A 17,773-nucleotide genomic window follows, 5' to 3' on the forward strand; every position below is an offset into this window, starting at 1 on the left:
GTGTATGATCCAGCTGGACTCTTTACCGGAACCGTTGGCGACAAAGTACGCATCACAGGTACGGTAGCTGAATTCACCAGTTCCAGTAATGGCAACAGCAGTAGCCTGACGCAATTAACCAATCTAACGAATGTACTTAACCTCGGAGCGGCAACATTACCCACCGTTACCGATGTGGTATTTCCGGTCGCCAATGTTTCTGATCTGGAACGTTACGAAGGGATGCTCGTGAACGCCAAAGCCGCTAACGGTAATTTAACCGTAACGGAATATTTTCAATTAGGTCGCTACGGGCAGGTCGTTCTGTCAGCCACGGGTTCGAGCAATAACCCAGGAACAGACGCGCGGCTGGATCAGTATACACAGTTTAATGCGCCCAGTGTTAGCGGGTACTCGGCGTATCTTGGTGAGATTGCAAAACGCCGGATTATTCTCGATGACGGTAGCACGGCACAGAATCCAGACCCCATTATTTTTGGTCGCGGAGGTAACATATTGAGTGCGTCAAACACATTACGGGGTGGCGATGAAGTAACCAATATCGTTGCCGTTTTGGATGAGCGGCTGGAAGGCTACCGGCTTCAGACAACAACAGGTGTCAACTTTCTGGCAACTAATCCGCGGCCAAACACATCGCCAGTTGTAGGTGGTTCGCTGAAAGTAGGTAGTTTCAATTTGCTGAATTACTTCAATGGCAACGGACAAGGTGGCGGTTTCCCTACATCTCGCGGAGCTGATTCACAGACTGAATTTGCCCGGCAGCGAAACAAGACGATCCAGGCGATTGTCCAATCGGGCGTTGACGTATTCGCGTTGAACGAATTGGAAAATGACGGTTACGGAGCGAACAGCGCCATTCAGGATTTGGTGAACGGCGTAAATGCGGTTGCCGGTGCTGGTACGTACGCGTTCATCAACCCGAATACCAGCATTTCCAGCGATGAAATCACGGTAGCGATGATTTATAAGCCGGCTAAGGTTACGCCGGTCGGTGCTGCGGCAACGCTGACAAGCAGTTCAGCATTCAATACCGTAGGCCGCTTCCCACTTGCGCAAACGTTCCGCGAAAACGCAACGGGTGGCATCTTTACCGCTGTTGCGAACCACTTTAAATCAAAAGGGTCCAGCTCTGGCGGATCGGGTGATTCGGATGCGGGCGATGGACAAGGGCAATCAAACGGTACGCGTACCCGGCAGGCGCAGGATCTGGCTACCTGGCTGGCCACACGCCCAACGGGTACTACCGATCCTGACTATATGATCCTGGGTGATTTGAATGCGTACGCTCAGGAAGATCCATTGACAACGCTTGCCAGTCGTGGCTACACCAATCTGTTACCGAATACCTCATACTCGTATGTGTTCGACGGGCAGGTCGGTTCGCTGGATCACGCGTTGGGTAGTGCCAGTCTGTTGTCACAAGTGAGTGGTGCGGAGAAGTGGCACATCAACTCGGACGAGCCCAATATACTGGATTACAACGTCGAGTTTAAGACGACAAATCAGGTTAGCTCGCTGTACAATGCCGATCAGTTCCGTACGTCGGATCACGATCCGGTTATCATTGGCTTGTCGTTATCACCCCCATCGGCACCGTTGGCGGTAACCTTGTCGGCAAATCCAACAACACTGCTGACAACCAGTACAACCAGCCTGTCGGCAACCGTATCGGGCGGATCAGCGCCATACACGTACAGCTTTAGCGGACCGGGCCAAATCACATCGACTGGTAATACCGCATCGGTGTCAGGGCTATCGGCAGGTGTTCAAACCTTTACGGTTGTTGTTCGTGATGCAACGTCACCGACCAGTCAGAGCGCTGTGGCGACAGCCAGCGTTACGGTATCAAATCCCGATCAAGCGCCGATTGCCTCAACCATCGCCAATCAGACGGCAACGGTTGGTACGGCATTTACCTTTACGGTGCCTGCGTTTACGGACCCAGAAAATCAGACGCTTACGTACGCAGCAAGTGGACTACCTGCTTCGCTATCATTTGATCCGACAACGCGCATCATTAGCGGAACACCGACTGTAACAGGCGTATCGACTCTCACAATAACGGCTACCGATCCGGCTAGTAACACCGCTAGTGCAACCTTCTCGCTGTCGATCAATGCTGCCGCCGAAGGACGTATTCGCATTACCGAGTACATGTACAACGGAACGCCGGGCGAATACGTTGAGTTGACCAACGTTGGAAACAAGGCTGTTGACATGACTGGCTGGAGCTATGACGATAACTCGCGCACGGCGGGATCGTTCTCGCTGAGTGGATTTGGTGTGGTGCAACCGGGTGAGTCTGTTGTTTTCACCGAAGCAGACCAAGCCATTTTTCGCACAGCCTGGTATTTACCCGCTTCGGTAAAGGTGATTGGGGGCAGTAACCAGAACCTGGGTCGTAGTGATGAAATAAACATCTATGATGCAACCGGTGCGTTGATTGATCGACTTACGTTTAATGATCAGACGATCACTGGTTCGGTGCGGACTGCTGATGTAAGTGGCTGGGTAGATCGGGCCAATCTGGGACAGAACCGCGCTGCTGCTTACAAACTTTCTGTAGTGGGCGACGCGCAGAACGCATACGTAGCAACTACGGGTAACTTGGGCAATCCGGGTGGGTATTATATCCCTCTCAACCGGGTGCTCGTTGTCGAATCTTCGGGAACGACGGCGGTAGCAGAAGGCGGGGCTACGGACACGTATACCATTGCGTTCAACAGTCAGCCGACTAGCGACGTTACGGTGACGATCAATCCGGGGACTCAATTGACGGTTAATCCGACTACGCTTACGTTTACTCCTGCTTCTTATAGCGTGATCCAGACCGTAACGGTAACGGCGGTTGACGATAATCAGGTGGAAGGTACGCACACGGCTCAGATCCTGCACAGCACAAGCAGCACCGATCCAGCTTACAATGGCATAGCTACCAATCCGGTTAGCGTAACCATTACCGACAATGACAATCCGACAACGGCGGTTCCGACAATTCGGGTAGCGGCTTCGACAACACCGTATCTGAATCTGCCCGCTGCGGGTCCGGGTTACGTTAGCGGTGTCATCAATGACCCAACCGATCCGGCAGCTACGCTCGGTGTTGATTTCACGCTGGCCGATACGGATACACCCGTTGCCAATCTGACTGTAACCGCCAGCAGTAACAATCCTTCTGTGGTGTCAACGCTCACCTTTACTGGCTCAAATGCCGCCCGTAATTTGAAACTGGTACCAACCGGAGTCGGCATTGCTGTAGTAACGGTAACTGTCAGTGACGGTACTAATAACGCTTCGTACGTCATTAATTATGCCGCTTCTGCTGCTTCTGTAACGCCAGCTACTACCCGTTTCCATACCGGAACGAGTGACGCGTCGACGGCAATTTTGGTGGATGCCAATACAATGCTGGTTGCCGATGATGAGAATCAGGTGCTTCGACTTTACAACCGGCAGAACTCAGGATTACCCATTGCTGGGTTTGACTTTACGTCGTCGCTGGGGCTTACGGATGTATCGGGTGGTGTACCGCGTGAAGTCGATCTGGAAGCGTCTACTCGTCTGGGTAACCGCATTTTCTGGATGGGTTCAGAAAGTAACGCCGATGGTGGAGACAACCGGCCTAACCGAAATCGGGTATTTGCTACGGATGTAACTGGCAGTGGTGCGGCAACAACGCTAAGCTACGTAGGTCGGTACGATTACCTGCGTAATGATATCATTGCCTGGGATGTCAATAACGGACACGGTAAAGGCGCTAACTTTTACGGACTAGCGGCCAGCGCAACCGCAGGTGTCGGGTCAAAACAGCCAACTGGTTTTAACATCGAAGGTGTCGAACTGGCTCCTGATAACGCAACGGCTTATGTTTCGTTCCGGGCTCCTCAGGTGCCGCCGACGGATCGGAAAAAAGCGCTGATCGTAGCTGTTACTAACTTCACGACGCTGCCAACGGGTAACGGAGGCACACAGGGTAGCGCTACTTTTGGCGCTCCGCTAGAAGTTGATCTGGGGGGCCGGGGTATTCGGGAAATTCGTAAAAACAGCAACAACGAATACGTTATTATTGCCGGACCTGCTGGTGATGCCGGAGCGGCTCCCAACGATTTCCGGTTGTACACCTGGACGGGGAACCCTGCTGATGCGCCCTTACTACGTTCCGCTGACTTATCGTCGTTGAATGCAAACGGTAGTTTTGAGTCGATTGTCGAGGTGCCCAGCCCGTTGACCAGTACGAGCCAGATTCAATTGCTGGTCGATAATGGTGACGCCGTTTTTTACAACAACGGTACGATTGCGAAAGACCTCGCGCAGAACAACTTCAAAAAGTTCCGTTCGGACATCGTCACGTTAGGTACGGCTCCCAACACCGCACCAACCGTAGCCAAGGCAATTGCCCCGCAAAGTGCAACCGTTGGCCAGAACTACACCCTTTCGCTGACGGGCGTATTCACCGATACCGAGACGCCAGACCAACTAACGCTGTCAGTAAGCGGCTTACCTGCTGGACTAAGCTTTACGGCTCCGGCTACCATCAGTGGTGTACCTTCTGTTAGTGGCGTCAATTCGGTTACGGTAACCGCTACTGATCCAGGGAGTCTGACCGTAGGTACTAGCTTTACCATCACGGTGAGTCCTGTCGATGTGCTACCTACCGTGCAATTGGCAGTCTTACAGCGCGATCCCGACAACGGACAGCTTAATACCAACACTATTAAGCCGTATCTGCAACTTCGAAACGACGGTGATAACGCCATTACCTACAGCCAGCTTACCTTGCGTTACTGGTTGACTTTGGAGAACCCGTCGCCGGTCAACGCTCAATTTAGCTACGTTCAACTCGGTGCTAACAACGTTCATGTACGCTATGTCGCTTTGAGTCAGCCCCGCCAGGGCGCTACCGGTTATCTGGAATACCGCTTTGATGCCGCTGCGGGTAGTCTCGCTCCGCGCAGCAATTCAGGTGACATCCAGACTAACATCAATAAGGCCGATTATAGCTCCTTCTTCCAGGGGGATGACTACTCGTATGCACTCAACCGTGATTATACACCAAACAGCCGCATTACGGCTTATCTGAATGGATCACTCGTCTGGGGAGAAGAACCACAAGGGCAGGGACCTGTTGTACCCACTCCGCTTAGTCTGGAGGTTTCGGCCAACCCGACAAGCTTGCTGACGTCTGGTTCGACAACTCTGTCTGCCAACGCTTCGGGTGGCAACGCGCCCTACAGCTACAGCTTCCAGGGACCAGGGACGATTCAGGTTAACGGCAGTACGGCTACTGTTTCAGGATTGACGGCGGGTGTGCAAACGTTTACCGTTACCGTCACTGACGCTGCCTCACCGGCTCAAAGCGTCGCTAAAACAGTAAGCGTAACGGTGATGCAAGCGCCGGCCAACACAGCGCCAAGTCCGGGTAACAATACCGATCAGGGAGCCATCGTCGGTCGTTTCTTCTCGTATACGGTGAATGCGTTTACGGATGTAGAAACGCCAAACCAGCTAACGTACATAGCTAACCTGAATCCTGCGAATGGGCTGAGCTTCGACGCGGCTAGTCGCATCCTGTCGGGCACGCCAAGTACGAGCGGTGTTGTTGGGGTAACCATTACGGCTACTGATCCAGGTAATCTTTCGTCGACGACCAGCTTCAATATCTCGGTGAGTCCGGCTCCGGTAGCCAGCAACACCCAGCTTGTTGTTCTGCAACGCGATCCCGACAATGGTCAGTTGAACACCAACACCATCAAGCCTTTTGTGCAAGTGAGCAACGAAGGCGATGGGACCATTCCCTACGAGCAGCTGACATTACGATACTGGTTGACAGTAGAAAATTCGTCTCCGCTCAACATCCAGTACAACTATGTGCAGCTGGGTTCGGGTAACGTTCAGGTACGCTATGTGCCGCTAAGCAGTCCTCGTCAGGGTGCAACGGGCTACCTCGAATATCGCTTTACGGCGGGGGCTGGCAACCTGGCACCACGCAGCAGCTCAGGGGAGATTCAGAGCAGCATAAACAAGGCTGACTACTCAGGCTTTAACCAGGGTGACGATTACTCGTACATGCTCAACCGCGACTACGCGCCGAACGCTCGTATCACGGCTTACTTAAACGGCGAATTGGTCTACGGGCAGGAGCCACCAGTAAGTTCTCGTATGGCCGCTCAGGAAGCGATTGCCGAGCTGGAGGTTAACGTGCTGGGCAACCCAGTTGTAAGCAACGAAGCACAGATCGAGATAAGTGGTGCCGAAGGTCAGCCGGTCCGGTTGACGTTGTTCGATCTTCAGGGTAAATCGCTGCATGAGGTTGCTATTGAATCGGTGAAAGCGAAGGAAAAGGTTAGCCTACCAGTAAGCAATGGGCAGGGTGTATTACTCCTAGAAGTAAGCACCCCAACGCAACGCAAACAGGTCAAGCTCATCAAGTTCTAGCCACTTGAGTAAATAAGCGTTAAAAAGCCGAAGCCCGTACCTTGTGTATGGGCTTCGGCTTTTTAACGCATTCGCCAAGATCAGTCAGATAATGCTTACAATCGGAATAATTTCGTGCTTAACGGGTTCAAATTCGCTCGTGACTATTTTACTCTGGTTTAAATAGCACGGTGCCGTCCGGCTTAATTCGCCAGGCTGTAATCGGGTTAAAATGGTAGCCGATGGTGTTACCCCGTGCTTCGATCAATTGTTTCAGGGTAGGCTGTACGTAGCCTGTTTCATCAGTGACTCGGCTAAGGATTTCTGTTTCGGTCCCGTTCCAGTGCCAAACGTACCGAAACGCCGTATGGGCTTTGTCCAGTATTGGCTTCTGAAGCGCAGCCAGTTGCCACGACTTACCCGCATCCGTACTTACTTCTACCCGTGCTACCTTCCCGCGACCGCTCCACGCAATCCCCCGTATTTCGATCCAGCCTTTTTCAACCGTTTTGGGATAAGCGGGAAACGTGATGATTGAGCGGGCGTCGATGTCAAAACTAAACTGTCGGTACTTGCCTTCTTTGATCGGCTCCGTGTACTTCGAGGTTTCTTCGCGGGTCATAAACGGCTGGTCGGACAACTCGATTCGACGCAACCATTTGACGGATGTATTCCCTTCCCAGCCGGGTAAAAACAATCGCACGGGATACCCCTGTTCGGGGCGCAGCGCTTCGCCGTTCTGCGCGTAAGCCACAATCGCATCGTCCCAGCCTTTTTTTACGGGAATACTCCGGGTCATAATGGCCGCATCGGACCCTTCGGCCAGAAACCAGCTGGCATTTGGTTTTACCCCGACTTCCCGAAACAGAGTCGAAAGTTTTACGCCTGTCCATTCGCTTTGGCTGGTCAATCCGCAAATATCCTGTGGACTCAGCGTTTCTTTACCCGAACGAAAATTTCCCGAGCATTCCAGAAAGGCGATGCGGGAAACGGAGGGGAAACGTTTGAGGTCGCCAACAGTAAACACCAGTGGCTTATCGACCAACCCGTGAATCAGAAGTTCGTGTTTGGCCGGGTCGATTACCGGAACTCCCGCGTGGTGCCGCTCAAAATGCAGATCCGATGGCGTGATAATGCCGTAGAAATCTTGTAACGGCGACCGGGAAGAAATATCCGACGGCTTCTTAACGACTTTTTCAAATGTAGACCGTGTGCCTACTTCTCCGGCTAGCGTGCCGATTTGTTTTGTCGGAGCGTCGGGGAGTAGCTCGCTTACGGCAATGCCTTGCTGAAGTGTTTTGCCGGATGCTGTTTGAACGAGGGCTACCGCTGCCGTAGCCGCCCCTCCAAGCATAGCCCGCCGTGACAGGCGGCCCGTAAGCTGTTCCAGTTGACTTGTGCTTTTCTTCATTTTACTTTATTTCTGGCCCACCTTTGCGGTTGTCGGGGACGAACAGCTTCTGAGCGGGCATGACTACACGAGGAAGCGTTTGCGCGTTGATGACGGCTTTTTCGTCGATAATGCCATTCGCCTGTAGTAAATAGGCTGTCAGGTGGTAAACCTCTTCGTTGGTGAGCGAACCCGGCTGGCTAAATGGCATCGCCCTACGGATGTAATCAAATACGGTTGTGGCATACGGCCAATAATTTCCGATGGTTTTCTCGGGTCGTTTTCTGTCCGGATTGGTCGACGTGACCAGTGAGCCATTTGGACCCCCTACGCCCCCGGTTCCGTGACAGGCTGCGCATTTAGTGGCGAAAATTTGTTTGCCCGTGGTGGAATTTCCTTGTCCGGCGGGTAAGCCTTTTCCGTCAGGACGCACATCGATATCAAGCCGTGCAATTTCGGCTGCTGTGGCTAGTCGCCCGATGCCAAAGCGAGTCGGTAGTGTATCAGTAATGACGACCGGATGGGAGAGATGGTCTTGCCCGTTTACCTGAAAACAACTGTCTAAAGTCAGCAGCGCGAAGACGCCTGCCAGCCAGATACTATAAGGATGTACGTTCATTAATTTCTACGTGATTTTGCCTGACCAACCAATAATAGATTGGCACGCCAAGAAGCGCAATGAGAAGCCCCGGCCAGGTATAGGTTGGTTTGTAAATGATCAGTAGGCCACAGAATAAGCTACCCATCAGAATGTATAGCGCCGGCAATACTGGGTAGCCAAACGCTTTGTACGACCGTTCGATGTGGGGTTGTTTCCGGCGCAGTATAAATATTCCCCAGATCGTCAGAATGTAGAACAAGACGACAACAAACGAGATCATATCCAGCAAATCGCCGTAGCGACCACTCAAACACAATAATGAAGCGACAGTAGCCTGAATCCATAAGGCGAATTCGGGAACAGCGTGTTTGTTCAGGTGAGCCGTTTTCTGAAAGAATAAACCGTCTTTAGCCATGCTGTAATACACCCTCGCTCCGGCCAGAATCAGGCCATTGTTACAGCCAAACGTAGCAATCAGGATGGTGATAGCGATGACAGCAGTACCGGCCTGACCAAAAATCGCCTGGGCCGCCGTAATACCCACCCGGTCTTTTTCGGCACCGGCAATGTCGGACAGTGGTAACACAGCCGTAAACATGACGTTGAGCGATACGTACAGTACAGTGACCAACAATGTGCCCAGCAGTAAACTCAGGCCAATATTTCGGCGTGGATTTTTGATTTCACCCGCTACGAACGTCACATTGTTCCAGGCATCATAACTAACCACGGTACCGGTCAGGGCAGCCGCGATAGCGCCACCAAGGGCTGGGAGGCCCAGATACATATCAACCGAGCCATCACGCCCGAGCCGTTGTAAGTGCCAGGCATTGGTCCAGTTGCTTGCCCAGACATCTGGTTTTAGATAGAACAGCCCAAATCCAATTAAACCAATAATGCTCAGTACTTTGGTGGCGGTAAACGTTGTCTGGATGATTTTTCCACCTTTTACACCTTTGGTATTGATATAGGTCAGCAAAAAAATTACCCCAATCGCCAGAAGCTGGGCAGGCGAAATATGAAATTGTCCGAGCGAGAACAAAACAACGTCTTCACTAATAGCGGGTACAAAATAAGCCAGGAACTTAAAGAACGAAACGCCTACCGCAGCAATGGTTCCCGTCTGAATAACAGCAAATAAGCTCCAGCCGTACAGGAAAGCAATCAGCGGATTATACGCTTCTTTGAGGTATACGTACTGGCCTCCTGCCTTGGGATATATACCGCTAAGTTCGCCGTAGCTAACGGCTGCTATGAGGGTCATGAAACCCCCAATGATCCATACGGCAATAAGCCATCCCGCCGAACCAACGTTCCGTATGACATCGGCACTGACGATAAAGATTCCGGAACCGATCATGCCGCCTGCTGCGAGTAGCGTCGCGTCGAGCAGACCGATTTCCCGTTTCATCACCACAGGCTCTTTTTCAAGGGTCGTTGTTGTCATACCAGTTCAGCCGTTGTCAGTGGGGTAATAGGGGCGTTTGCCATAATGCGGCCCTGTAAGGCAGGCATCGATACATTCGGCAGGCGGGGGAGGACCAGTTTGGCGAAGTAGTTAGCCTCCTCAAGAAGCGGAAAACCCGAGAAAATAAACGAGCGAAACCCCATATCGATGTACCGGTTAAGCTTGGCAACGACCTGATCAGCACTCCCAACCAAACCGCCCCCGCAACCCGAAAACACCTTTCCGATGTGGGTCCAGAGAATGTCTTCAACGTAACCATCGGTGTTGGCGGTTTCGCGCAACTGATCCTGTCGGAGCACGCCCAGTGACCGGGAATCTTCGCCCCGCGCCCGTATTTCGGCTCCTCGCTGTTCGTCAAATTTTGACATCAGGCGTCGGGCATACGCCCGCGCTTCGGCTTCCGTTTCCCGAACGATGACGTGAATACGTAAACCGAAATCAATTTTTCGACCGTAGCGGGCTGCCCGTGCTGTCATGTCCTGAAGCGTTGCGTACATACTTTCTTCTGACTCGGGCCAGGTCAGAAAAACATCGCAATACCGCGCGCACACATCGCGTGAGCCATCGGAGGTGCCACCAAAATAAAGCAGTGGTCCACCGTTCTGCTGGTAAGGTTTTACGGGATCAGCGGGTAAATCGAACTGGTATAATTTACCCCGATGGTTGATCCGATCCTTTGTCCAGGCCTGTTTCAGGATTTCGATGGTTTCGGCGCACCGCTGGTACCGAAGAACTGGATCTTCGCGCAAACCAGGAAGGTCGGAATTGATAATATTTAAGATCAATCGTCCGTTGAGCATGTGGTCAAGCGAAGCCAGTGCCCGAGCCAGCATGGGTGGATGAAACTCGCCGGTACGGATGGCTACCAATAAATTTATAGCACTGGTCAGCGGAGCAATACCGGCGGCAAAAGTTAGCGGATCTTGCCCGACGGTGTAGGCAGTCGGAAATAAAATGGTACTGAAGCCTAGCTTCTCGGCTTCCAGCGCGATGTCTTTGCAATGGGAAAAGCTGCTTCGGCGGGTGTTGTCCAGCACACCCAGATACTCAGTATCTCCCCCAATGATATCGTCAAACCAGGCTACTTCCGCCACACGTTGCGTAGTACGAATAGGTACCGTGGTAATTTTTGCTAAGGTCATTTTTACTTGCAGGTTAACAAAGTCATGAATGAGCGACGCGTATCGCCGGAGTTATCGCTTGTAAATCGTGCTTCCTTCCTTGATTGTCTCCAACACCACAATGTCTTTGATTTTCAGCGGGTCGATGGTTAGCGGATTATCGGAAAGAACCACGAGATCGGCCAGCTTGCCGGGTTCAATCGAGCCTTTGGTTTTTTCTTCGAAATATTCATACGCTCCGTTGATCGTTACGGCTCGTAAGCCTTCGATGGGCGTCAATCGCTCGTCGGGGCCAATCGTTCGTCCCGAGCGCGATTGCCGGTTGACAGATGACCACAACAAAAACAGTTGGTTGACCGGCGTTACGGGGAAATCGGTATGGTTCGTCGCAATGATCCCTTTTTTAAGCGCCGTTTTCAGTGGACTCGAAAAGAAAGCGCGTTTTTCGCCCAGATTCTGTACGTGAACATCGCCCCAGAAAAACGTGTGGTTGGTGAAGCAGGCGGGCAACATGCCCAACTGCTTGTACTTATCGAGCTGGTCGGGCCGAACAAACTGCGAATGAATTACTACAGGGCGACGGTTGGTGCTGGTAGTTCCTAACACCCGGTTGGCGTTTTCAACCGCTTCGATGTACATGTCGATGGCGGCATCGCCGTTGCAGTGGACGTACGTTTGAATGTTGTTTTTAAAACCCTTTAGCACAGCTTCGTTAAACTGCCCCTGCGACGTTACGGGAAAGCCCCGGCAGACTTCCGCGTCACAGCCCGGTACTTTGGTTAAATACGGTTGGCCAAAAAAGGCTGTTTTGCCCTGGGGCGACCCATCGGACATAAACTTGAAGCCATTAAGTTTTAAGTGGTTTGTCAACGTGCCGTACGTGAAATCAGGGTTGCCTAACACTTTATCGATAATACCGTAGGAGGGTAACGTTTCAATATCGATAAACAACTTTCCTTTATTCGCAGCTTGCTTGAGCAGTTGCAGCGATTCGAAACTTGTGCTGCCATCCTGGGCAGTCGTAATTCCCTGACTGGCGTAGTAAAGCTGCTGATCGTGAAGAACCTTTAACTGATCATCCAACGAAGGCGTTGCGTTGGCGTTTTTCAGGCGAACACTATACTGCGCCTTCTCCTGGAGCAAGCCCGCCGGTTCATTGGAGCCGTCTTTCCGAACAATAATTCCCCCGGCAGGATCTTTGGTGGTGCTATCGATACCCGACGCTTTCAACGCAGCCGAATTGGCGACCGACATATGCCCGGACACGTGCGTAATGACAACCGGGTTGTTGGGAAAAGCTCCGTCTAAATCTTCTTTGATTGGGTGACGTTTCTCGGCTAGTTGGTCCACATCATAGCCAAATCCCCGAATCCATGCCCCGTCGGGAATGTTTTTTTCGGCTTTGTATTTTTTTAGCTCGCTAACAATATCGGCGATGGTTTTAACCGTACCTACAGGTGGGGCTGCTACATTGGCCGTTTGTGTCCATTCAAGACTCATAAAATGACTGTGACCATCGATAAAGCCCGGAATAACGGTTTTACCGCCGAGGTCAACGACGACTGTACCCGCATCTCTGAGTTTGTTGATATCACGAATGGAACCAACCGCCAGGACTTTTCCGGCTTTTACGGCTACCGCCTGCGCCGTCGAATTTTTTGCATCAACGGTAATGATGGTACCATTGACAAAAATCTTATCCGCGCTTTCTTTGGCGGGTTTTGATCCATCACCGGGACCTTTGCCTAACGTCAGCAAAGGAAGAGCAAGGAAAAGTGGAATAAACGTTGTACGTTTCATAGGATTGAATGGAGTATTTGGTCAGGCCACTGGCCGGTGCAGCTAGGCAGATGATAAAAAATTGGCGTAATGATTGCGTCTGATCAGCGGGGCGCTAATGTGTTGTAAGCGAGTTCACCACTGGGGATCGCCCATACGTAATTGCCAGCCGTTGGCGCTACTTCCGGAGCTGAACCAGCATTGCCCGTCTTGGCAGGAAGCGGTTGTACACGTCGGAGCAGATCGGAGGTTCGGAAGCCTTCTCCCAGTAATTCGATCCGGCGTTCGTTCAGTACGGTGCTGACCAACTCGTCTTTCGATCCGATCCCCGTTGTAAATGTAAAACCTGCGTCGGATCGATTACGAACGGCTCTAAGTAGGGCGGTTGCCTTGTTCAGATCGCCCGTTTGCGCTGCGGCCTCCGCGTAGTTGAGCAGTACTTCGGCGTAGCGGATCACAGGAATAAAGTCCGTATAGGGCGCGGAATTTTTAGAAAACTTTTTCAGTAGCTTTTGCCCCGTTGCGTTTGTAGCAAGCAAGTTTTTTCGGGCATCTGCCGACGTAGCTGACGAAAAAACCGGGTCAGACACAATACCCGTTGGATTCAGATAAATAACCGGCGTCAGGTAGTTGGCCGCCAGTGCGCTTTGTAGGTCAGGCGCTTCCGCTGGATTGACAAACGGAATGGAGAAGATTGCTTCGTTACCCAGATAAGAGCCGCCAAATATTGTTGCTACATTAGTCTCTAACCGATGCGTCACCGTTCCAGCGGAATATTGAAACGGAGTTGACGCAGACACTAATTTAGCTGCTTCCGTCACGACACCTGCATAATCGCCTTTGATCAAGTAGGCTCGGGTTTTTAGTGCAATAGCCGACGCTTTGTGTGCCCTGGACGCGTTTAAAATCGCCGTTGAATACGCGGTTGGCAAATCGGCTTCGGCCTCGTTCAAGTCTTTGATAATTTGTCCGTAGATGTCCGCTACACTACTGAACGCCAAGTCATTGTTGTTGCTTGAGGTTTCGGCTTTCAAACGCAGTGGTAAAGCCGGACTGGTGCTATTCTGCGCAAACGGTTTAGCGTAGGTTTGTACTAGGCTCAGATAACTAAAAGCCCGTAAAAATTTGGCTTCGGCAATGTACCCTTTGCGGACTGAATCTGGGACAACGGTTGACGTAGCTAACGTTTCAATCAGCAGATTCGAGGAGTTGATGGTCCGGTACGCAGCGGTCCAGACCGCATTAACAAAATCCCCTGAAGCTGAGATGGACTGATTCCAGACGTTGGCTCCCGTGGAGTTATTTCCGTCGTTTTGGCTGAATTCATTGCCGCGCTGTTCGTTGAAAACAATGAACCGACCTCCGTAATACGATGCACTGCCGAACTGGGCATAGATGCCGTTGACCTGGGCCAGAATTTTAGCGGGCGTACTGTAGGCCGATTCGTTGGATATGCTGGTCACGGGAACCGCATCGAGAATGTCTTTGCGGCAGGCAGAAAACAGCAGTACCGAAAGAGCCGATACAGTTAAGGACTGACTGAAAATGCGGGTAAATTTTTTGTGGAGTAGCATGACAATAAGTGTGTTACGGATTTAGAAGCCAATGTTTACGCCAACAGTATAGACAGATGCGTTGACCGGAACATTCTGGTCTTTGCCTGAATTGATCGAGTTACCGTTGATGGATACTTCGGGATCGGAGCCGGTGTATTTTGTCATGGTGAACACGTTGGCCGCCTGAACGTAAGCCCGCGCCGACGAAATGACCTTGTTAATACCAAGGCGTTCGACGGGAACACGGTAGCCCAGCGCAACATTTTTGAGCTTGATAAACGAGCCATCTTCAACGTTTGTAGCGTTGGCTGATGAGAAGCCGCCCGTGAAGCTGTCCCCCCAAACCAGTTTCGGAATGTCGGTTACCTGGCCGGGCGTAGTCCAGCGATTCAGGATAAAGGTGCCGTTGTTGAAATACCGCTGATCAGATAACGTAGCCCGGGTCCCGTTGTATAGTTTGTTGCCGCCTGAGAAAATAAGGCCAATGGTCAAATCGAACGGACCGTACGTCAGGTTGTTATTGAAGCCCCCGTAATACGTCGGTAAGGATGGACCTTGAATCCGTCCGTCTGCGTAGTTGTCAATGACCGGCGCGGGGCCACCGTCTAGATACGAGAAGCTTTTAGTAACAGCATTGTACTGAACCGTCTCGTTGTTCCGATTGATATACAGCTTGTTGCCGTTGGCAGGGTTGATCCCCGCAGTCGGTACGGCGAAAATGGAGCCAACAGAATAACCAACCCGCGTAATGTTCTGAATACCAAAGGTGCTCAGGTTCGTCGGGTAGATGTCGCCCCCGGTACCCAAGGAAGTAACCTTGTTTTCGAGAGTGGCAATGTTGACATTGGCGTTCCAACCAAGTTTTCCTTTGTTAAGCAGGGTAGCGGAGATCCCCAACTCGATTCCCTGATTATACAGCGATCCCACGTTGGCGGCAATCGAGTTACCAGGAATCCCTTTGGAAGAGGGTTGAGGAGCGTTTAGGATCAACCCGTCGATGGTATTTTTGTAGTAATCCGCTTCCAGCGTAACGCGGTTATTCCAAAGCCCCAGGTTTAAGCCAATGTCTATTTTTTTGCTTGTTTCCCACTGCAACTCCGGGTTACCCGCTTGCCCGAAAAACAGGCTGGCTACCCCCGCGTAGGTGCCGGAGCTAAACTGCGACAGCGCTGCGTAATCGTTTAGGCTGCTGTTGCCGACAATACCGTAGCTGGCCCGGATTTTGACATCGTTCAGTATCCGAGAAAGGGATGCTTGCTTGTAAAAGAATTCTTCCGACAGGTTCCAGCCCACGGAACCTCCGCCAAAATTCCCCCATTTATTACCCGCTGCCAACGCGGACAGCCCATCCCGACGGAAGTTGAAACTAAACAGGTATTTGCGCTTGTAATCGTAGTTCACGTTGCTGAAAAAAGAACGTATTCCATTTTCAGCGTAGACAGTTGCGGCTGGCGTAATCGTCGTGAAACCGCCCTGATAATTGGTGTAGAACGGATCGGCCAGACCGGTTCGTGTAGCCCCCCATCCATCCACTTTGCGGTAGATTTCTTCATGCCCAATCAGTACTCGCAAGTTATGGTCTTCCCGAAAGGTTGTGCTGTAAGAAAGCGTGTTTGTCCAGTTAGAGCGGTAATAAGTCGTGTTGGAATTGGACGCTACACCATTCGTCGAGAAGCCATCTCCACTGTACGGATTTCTGAATTCCTTGTTTTCGACCACATAGTTGTCGAGGCCGTAAACGGTCTTTAGTTTCAGATCCTTTAGTAGTTCAATTTCTGCAAACACGCTGCCGATCAGCGTATTGTTATCGGATGTGTTTTTGTCCAGATCTAAAATGGTTTGCAGGTTATACGCGTTAAAAACACCGAGTGCCGAGCTGTTCGGGCCGTATCCGATATTACCATTCGCCGTGTTGATATTGTACGTACCGTTGGCATTGTAGACAGGGACATTGGGCGGAAGAATATACGTCATCCGGGCAAGTGGCTGCAAGCCGATGTACTGTGTATTGACACTATTCCCCGACGATGACGCAATGGAGTTAGGCCCAATCGCTCCCGAGTTAGGACCCGCGTTGCTGGACTTACTGTATGTAAGATTCGTACCGATTCGAATCCCTTTTGTCAGTGTGTGTTCCAGGTTGACACGGGCGGCATCGCGCTTGAACGTGTTCGTGCGGAGAATACCGTTCTGATCGGAATGATTAAGCGACAGAAAATAACTGGTCGCGTCATTGGCACCCGAAATGCTGATGGTGTGATTTTGGGAAACACCCGTCTGATACGCTACATCATACCAGTTAGTCCCGATTCCACTACCGTCGGCATTTTTACCCAACACAAAACCAGGAGATAGGCCGGCGTTTACCCGCGCTTCGTTTTTTATCGCAACGTAGTCCGCTGGTGCTAACAATTTTGGTAGATTGAAAGGCTTGCTAAAACTCACCCACCCATCATAGCTTACTTTGGTACGCCCTTTTTTTCCTTTTTTCGTCGTGATTACAACGACTCCATTGGCCGCTCGTGAGCCGTAAATCGCCGTGGCAGAAGCATCTTTGAGAATATCAATCGTTTCGATATCCGACGGATTTATGTCCGACAAGGGATTGTTCCCTACCGAACCGCCTGCGGAGCCAGTAAAAACCGTAACGCCATCAACGATAAAAAGTGGATACACCGAGGACGTAATGGAATTTATGCCTCGAATTCGGAAAACAGGCGTGTTGTTGAGGGCGCTGCTCGGCTGAACAATATTGACCCCTGCCGCCTGTCCGCCCAGCAACTGATCAAGACTTTGGGCGGGTCGATTTTCTAATTGAGTCGCGTTGATTTTAGCTGCTGAACCCGTAAACGCTTTTCGACTCTCGCTGGAGTAGCCCGTTACGATCACTTCACTCAGTTGACGGGTATCTGCCGACAGCGTGATTGCCAGCGTAGCCGCGTTGGTAATAGAAATTTCCTGATTAAGAAAGCCGATGGATGAAACCACCAGTTTTGTCGCGTTCCGTGGTATTTGAAGCGAAAATCTTCCGTCTGCATCGGTTTGCGCACCAATGTTGCTTCCCTGAACAATGATGTTTGCACCAGGAAGCGGTTTACCATCATCTTTGCTGGAAACTGATCCGGTGAGGAGCCGATTTTGGGCTATTACCTGCGTGGAAAAGAGTATCAGCAACAAAGCGATGTGGACGATGAATGTAGATAAAACTTGTGGAGTAGATTTATTCATGTGATGATGGGTATATGCACGAGAAGCGCTACAGCAAACCGCAGCATTCATTGGTCACTAGCCAGCATGCCCTCTCTTGCGATGGATTTTTATCAATTCTATCGACGACTACAATAGCGATCTTCGGGGCGTATAGACGCAGCAATTCCAGCGTACAAGAAAGTTGCAAACGAAGGCAGTGGAGTTTGGTCAGACCAGCGAGTTGGGATTATTCAA

8 protein-coding genes are annotated in these 17,773 nt (G+C 51.3%); 1 reads left to right on the top strand and 7 read right to left on the bottom strand.

The window, feature by feature from the left end; genetic code table 11:
• Nucleotides 1-6,435 (top strand): ExeM/NucH family extracellular endonuclease (locus tag M0L20_RS24350; protein ID WP_262924012.1); only part of this gene is annotated, 6,435 nt, incomplete at its 5' end.
• Between the two features lie 148 nt (nt 6,436-6,583).
• On the opposite strand, the gene soxC is transcribed toward M0L20_RS24350, so the two are convergent.
• From soxC to M0L20_RS24385, 7 genes are all read right to left on the bottom strand, one after another.
• A complete protein-coding gene (gene soxC, locus M0L20_RS24355; protein WP_248479684.1) occupies nt 6,584-7,825 on the bottom strand; it encodes a sulfite dehydrogenase in 1,242 nt (413 codons plus the stop codon).
• A 1-nt stretch (nt 7,826) separates the two neighbouring features.
• Nucleotides 7,827-8,423: a c-type cytochrome gene (locus M0L20_RS24360; RefSeq protein ID WP_248479685.1), complete on the bottom strand. Its 597-nt coding sequence runs from the start codon at nt 8,421-8,423 to the stop codon at nt 7,827-7,829.
• Nucleotides 8,404-9,852 (bottom strand): APC family permease, encoded by a 1,449-nt coding sequence (locus M0L20_RS24365; RefSeq protein WP_248479686.1) that lies wholly within the window; start codon nt 9,850-9,852, stop codon nt 8,404-8,406. Before M0L20_RS24365 ends, M0L20_RS24360 begins: the two co-directional genes overlap by 20 nt.
• Entirely contained in the window at nt 9,849-11,015 is a 1,167-nt protein-coding gene (locus M0L20_RS24370) for an LLM class flavin-dependent oxidoreductase (protein WP_248479687.1), read from the bottom strand. Before M0L20_RS24370 ends, M0L20_RS24365 begins: the two co-directional genes overlap by 4 nt.
• 51 nt (nt 11,016-11,066) lie before the next feature.
• The gene (locus M0L20_RS24375; protein WP_248479688.1) at nt 11,067-12,794 is read right to left on the bottom strand and encodes an amidohydrolase; all 1,728 of its coding nucleotides are present in this window, start codon (nt 12,792-12,794) and stop codon (nt 11,067-11,069) included.
• Between the two features lie 83 nt (nt 12,795-12,877).
• Nucleotides 12,878-14,347, bottom strand: a complete 1,470-nt coding sequence (locus M0L20_RS24380) for a RagB/SusD family nutrient uptake outer membrane protein (protein ID WP_248479689.1) — start codon at nt 14,345-14,347, stop codon at nt 12,878-12,880.
• Between the two features lie 21 nt (nt 14,348-14,368).
• A complete protein-coding gene (locus M0L20_RS24385) occupies nt 14,369-17,557 on the bottom strand; it encodes a SusC/RagA family TonB-linked outer membrane protein (RefSeq protein WP_248479690.1) in 3,189 nt (1,062 codons plus the stop codon).
• Nucleotides 17,558-17,773: the final 216 nt, after the last annotated feature.

The organism is Spirosoma liriopis (assembly GCF_023196085.1).
Lineage (GTDB): Bacteria > Bacteroidota > Bacteroidia > Cytophagales > Spirosomataceae > Spirosoma > Spirosoma oryzicola.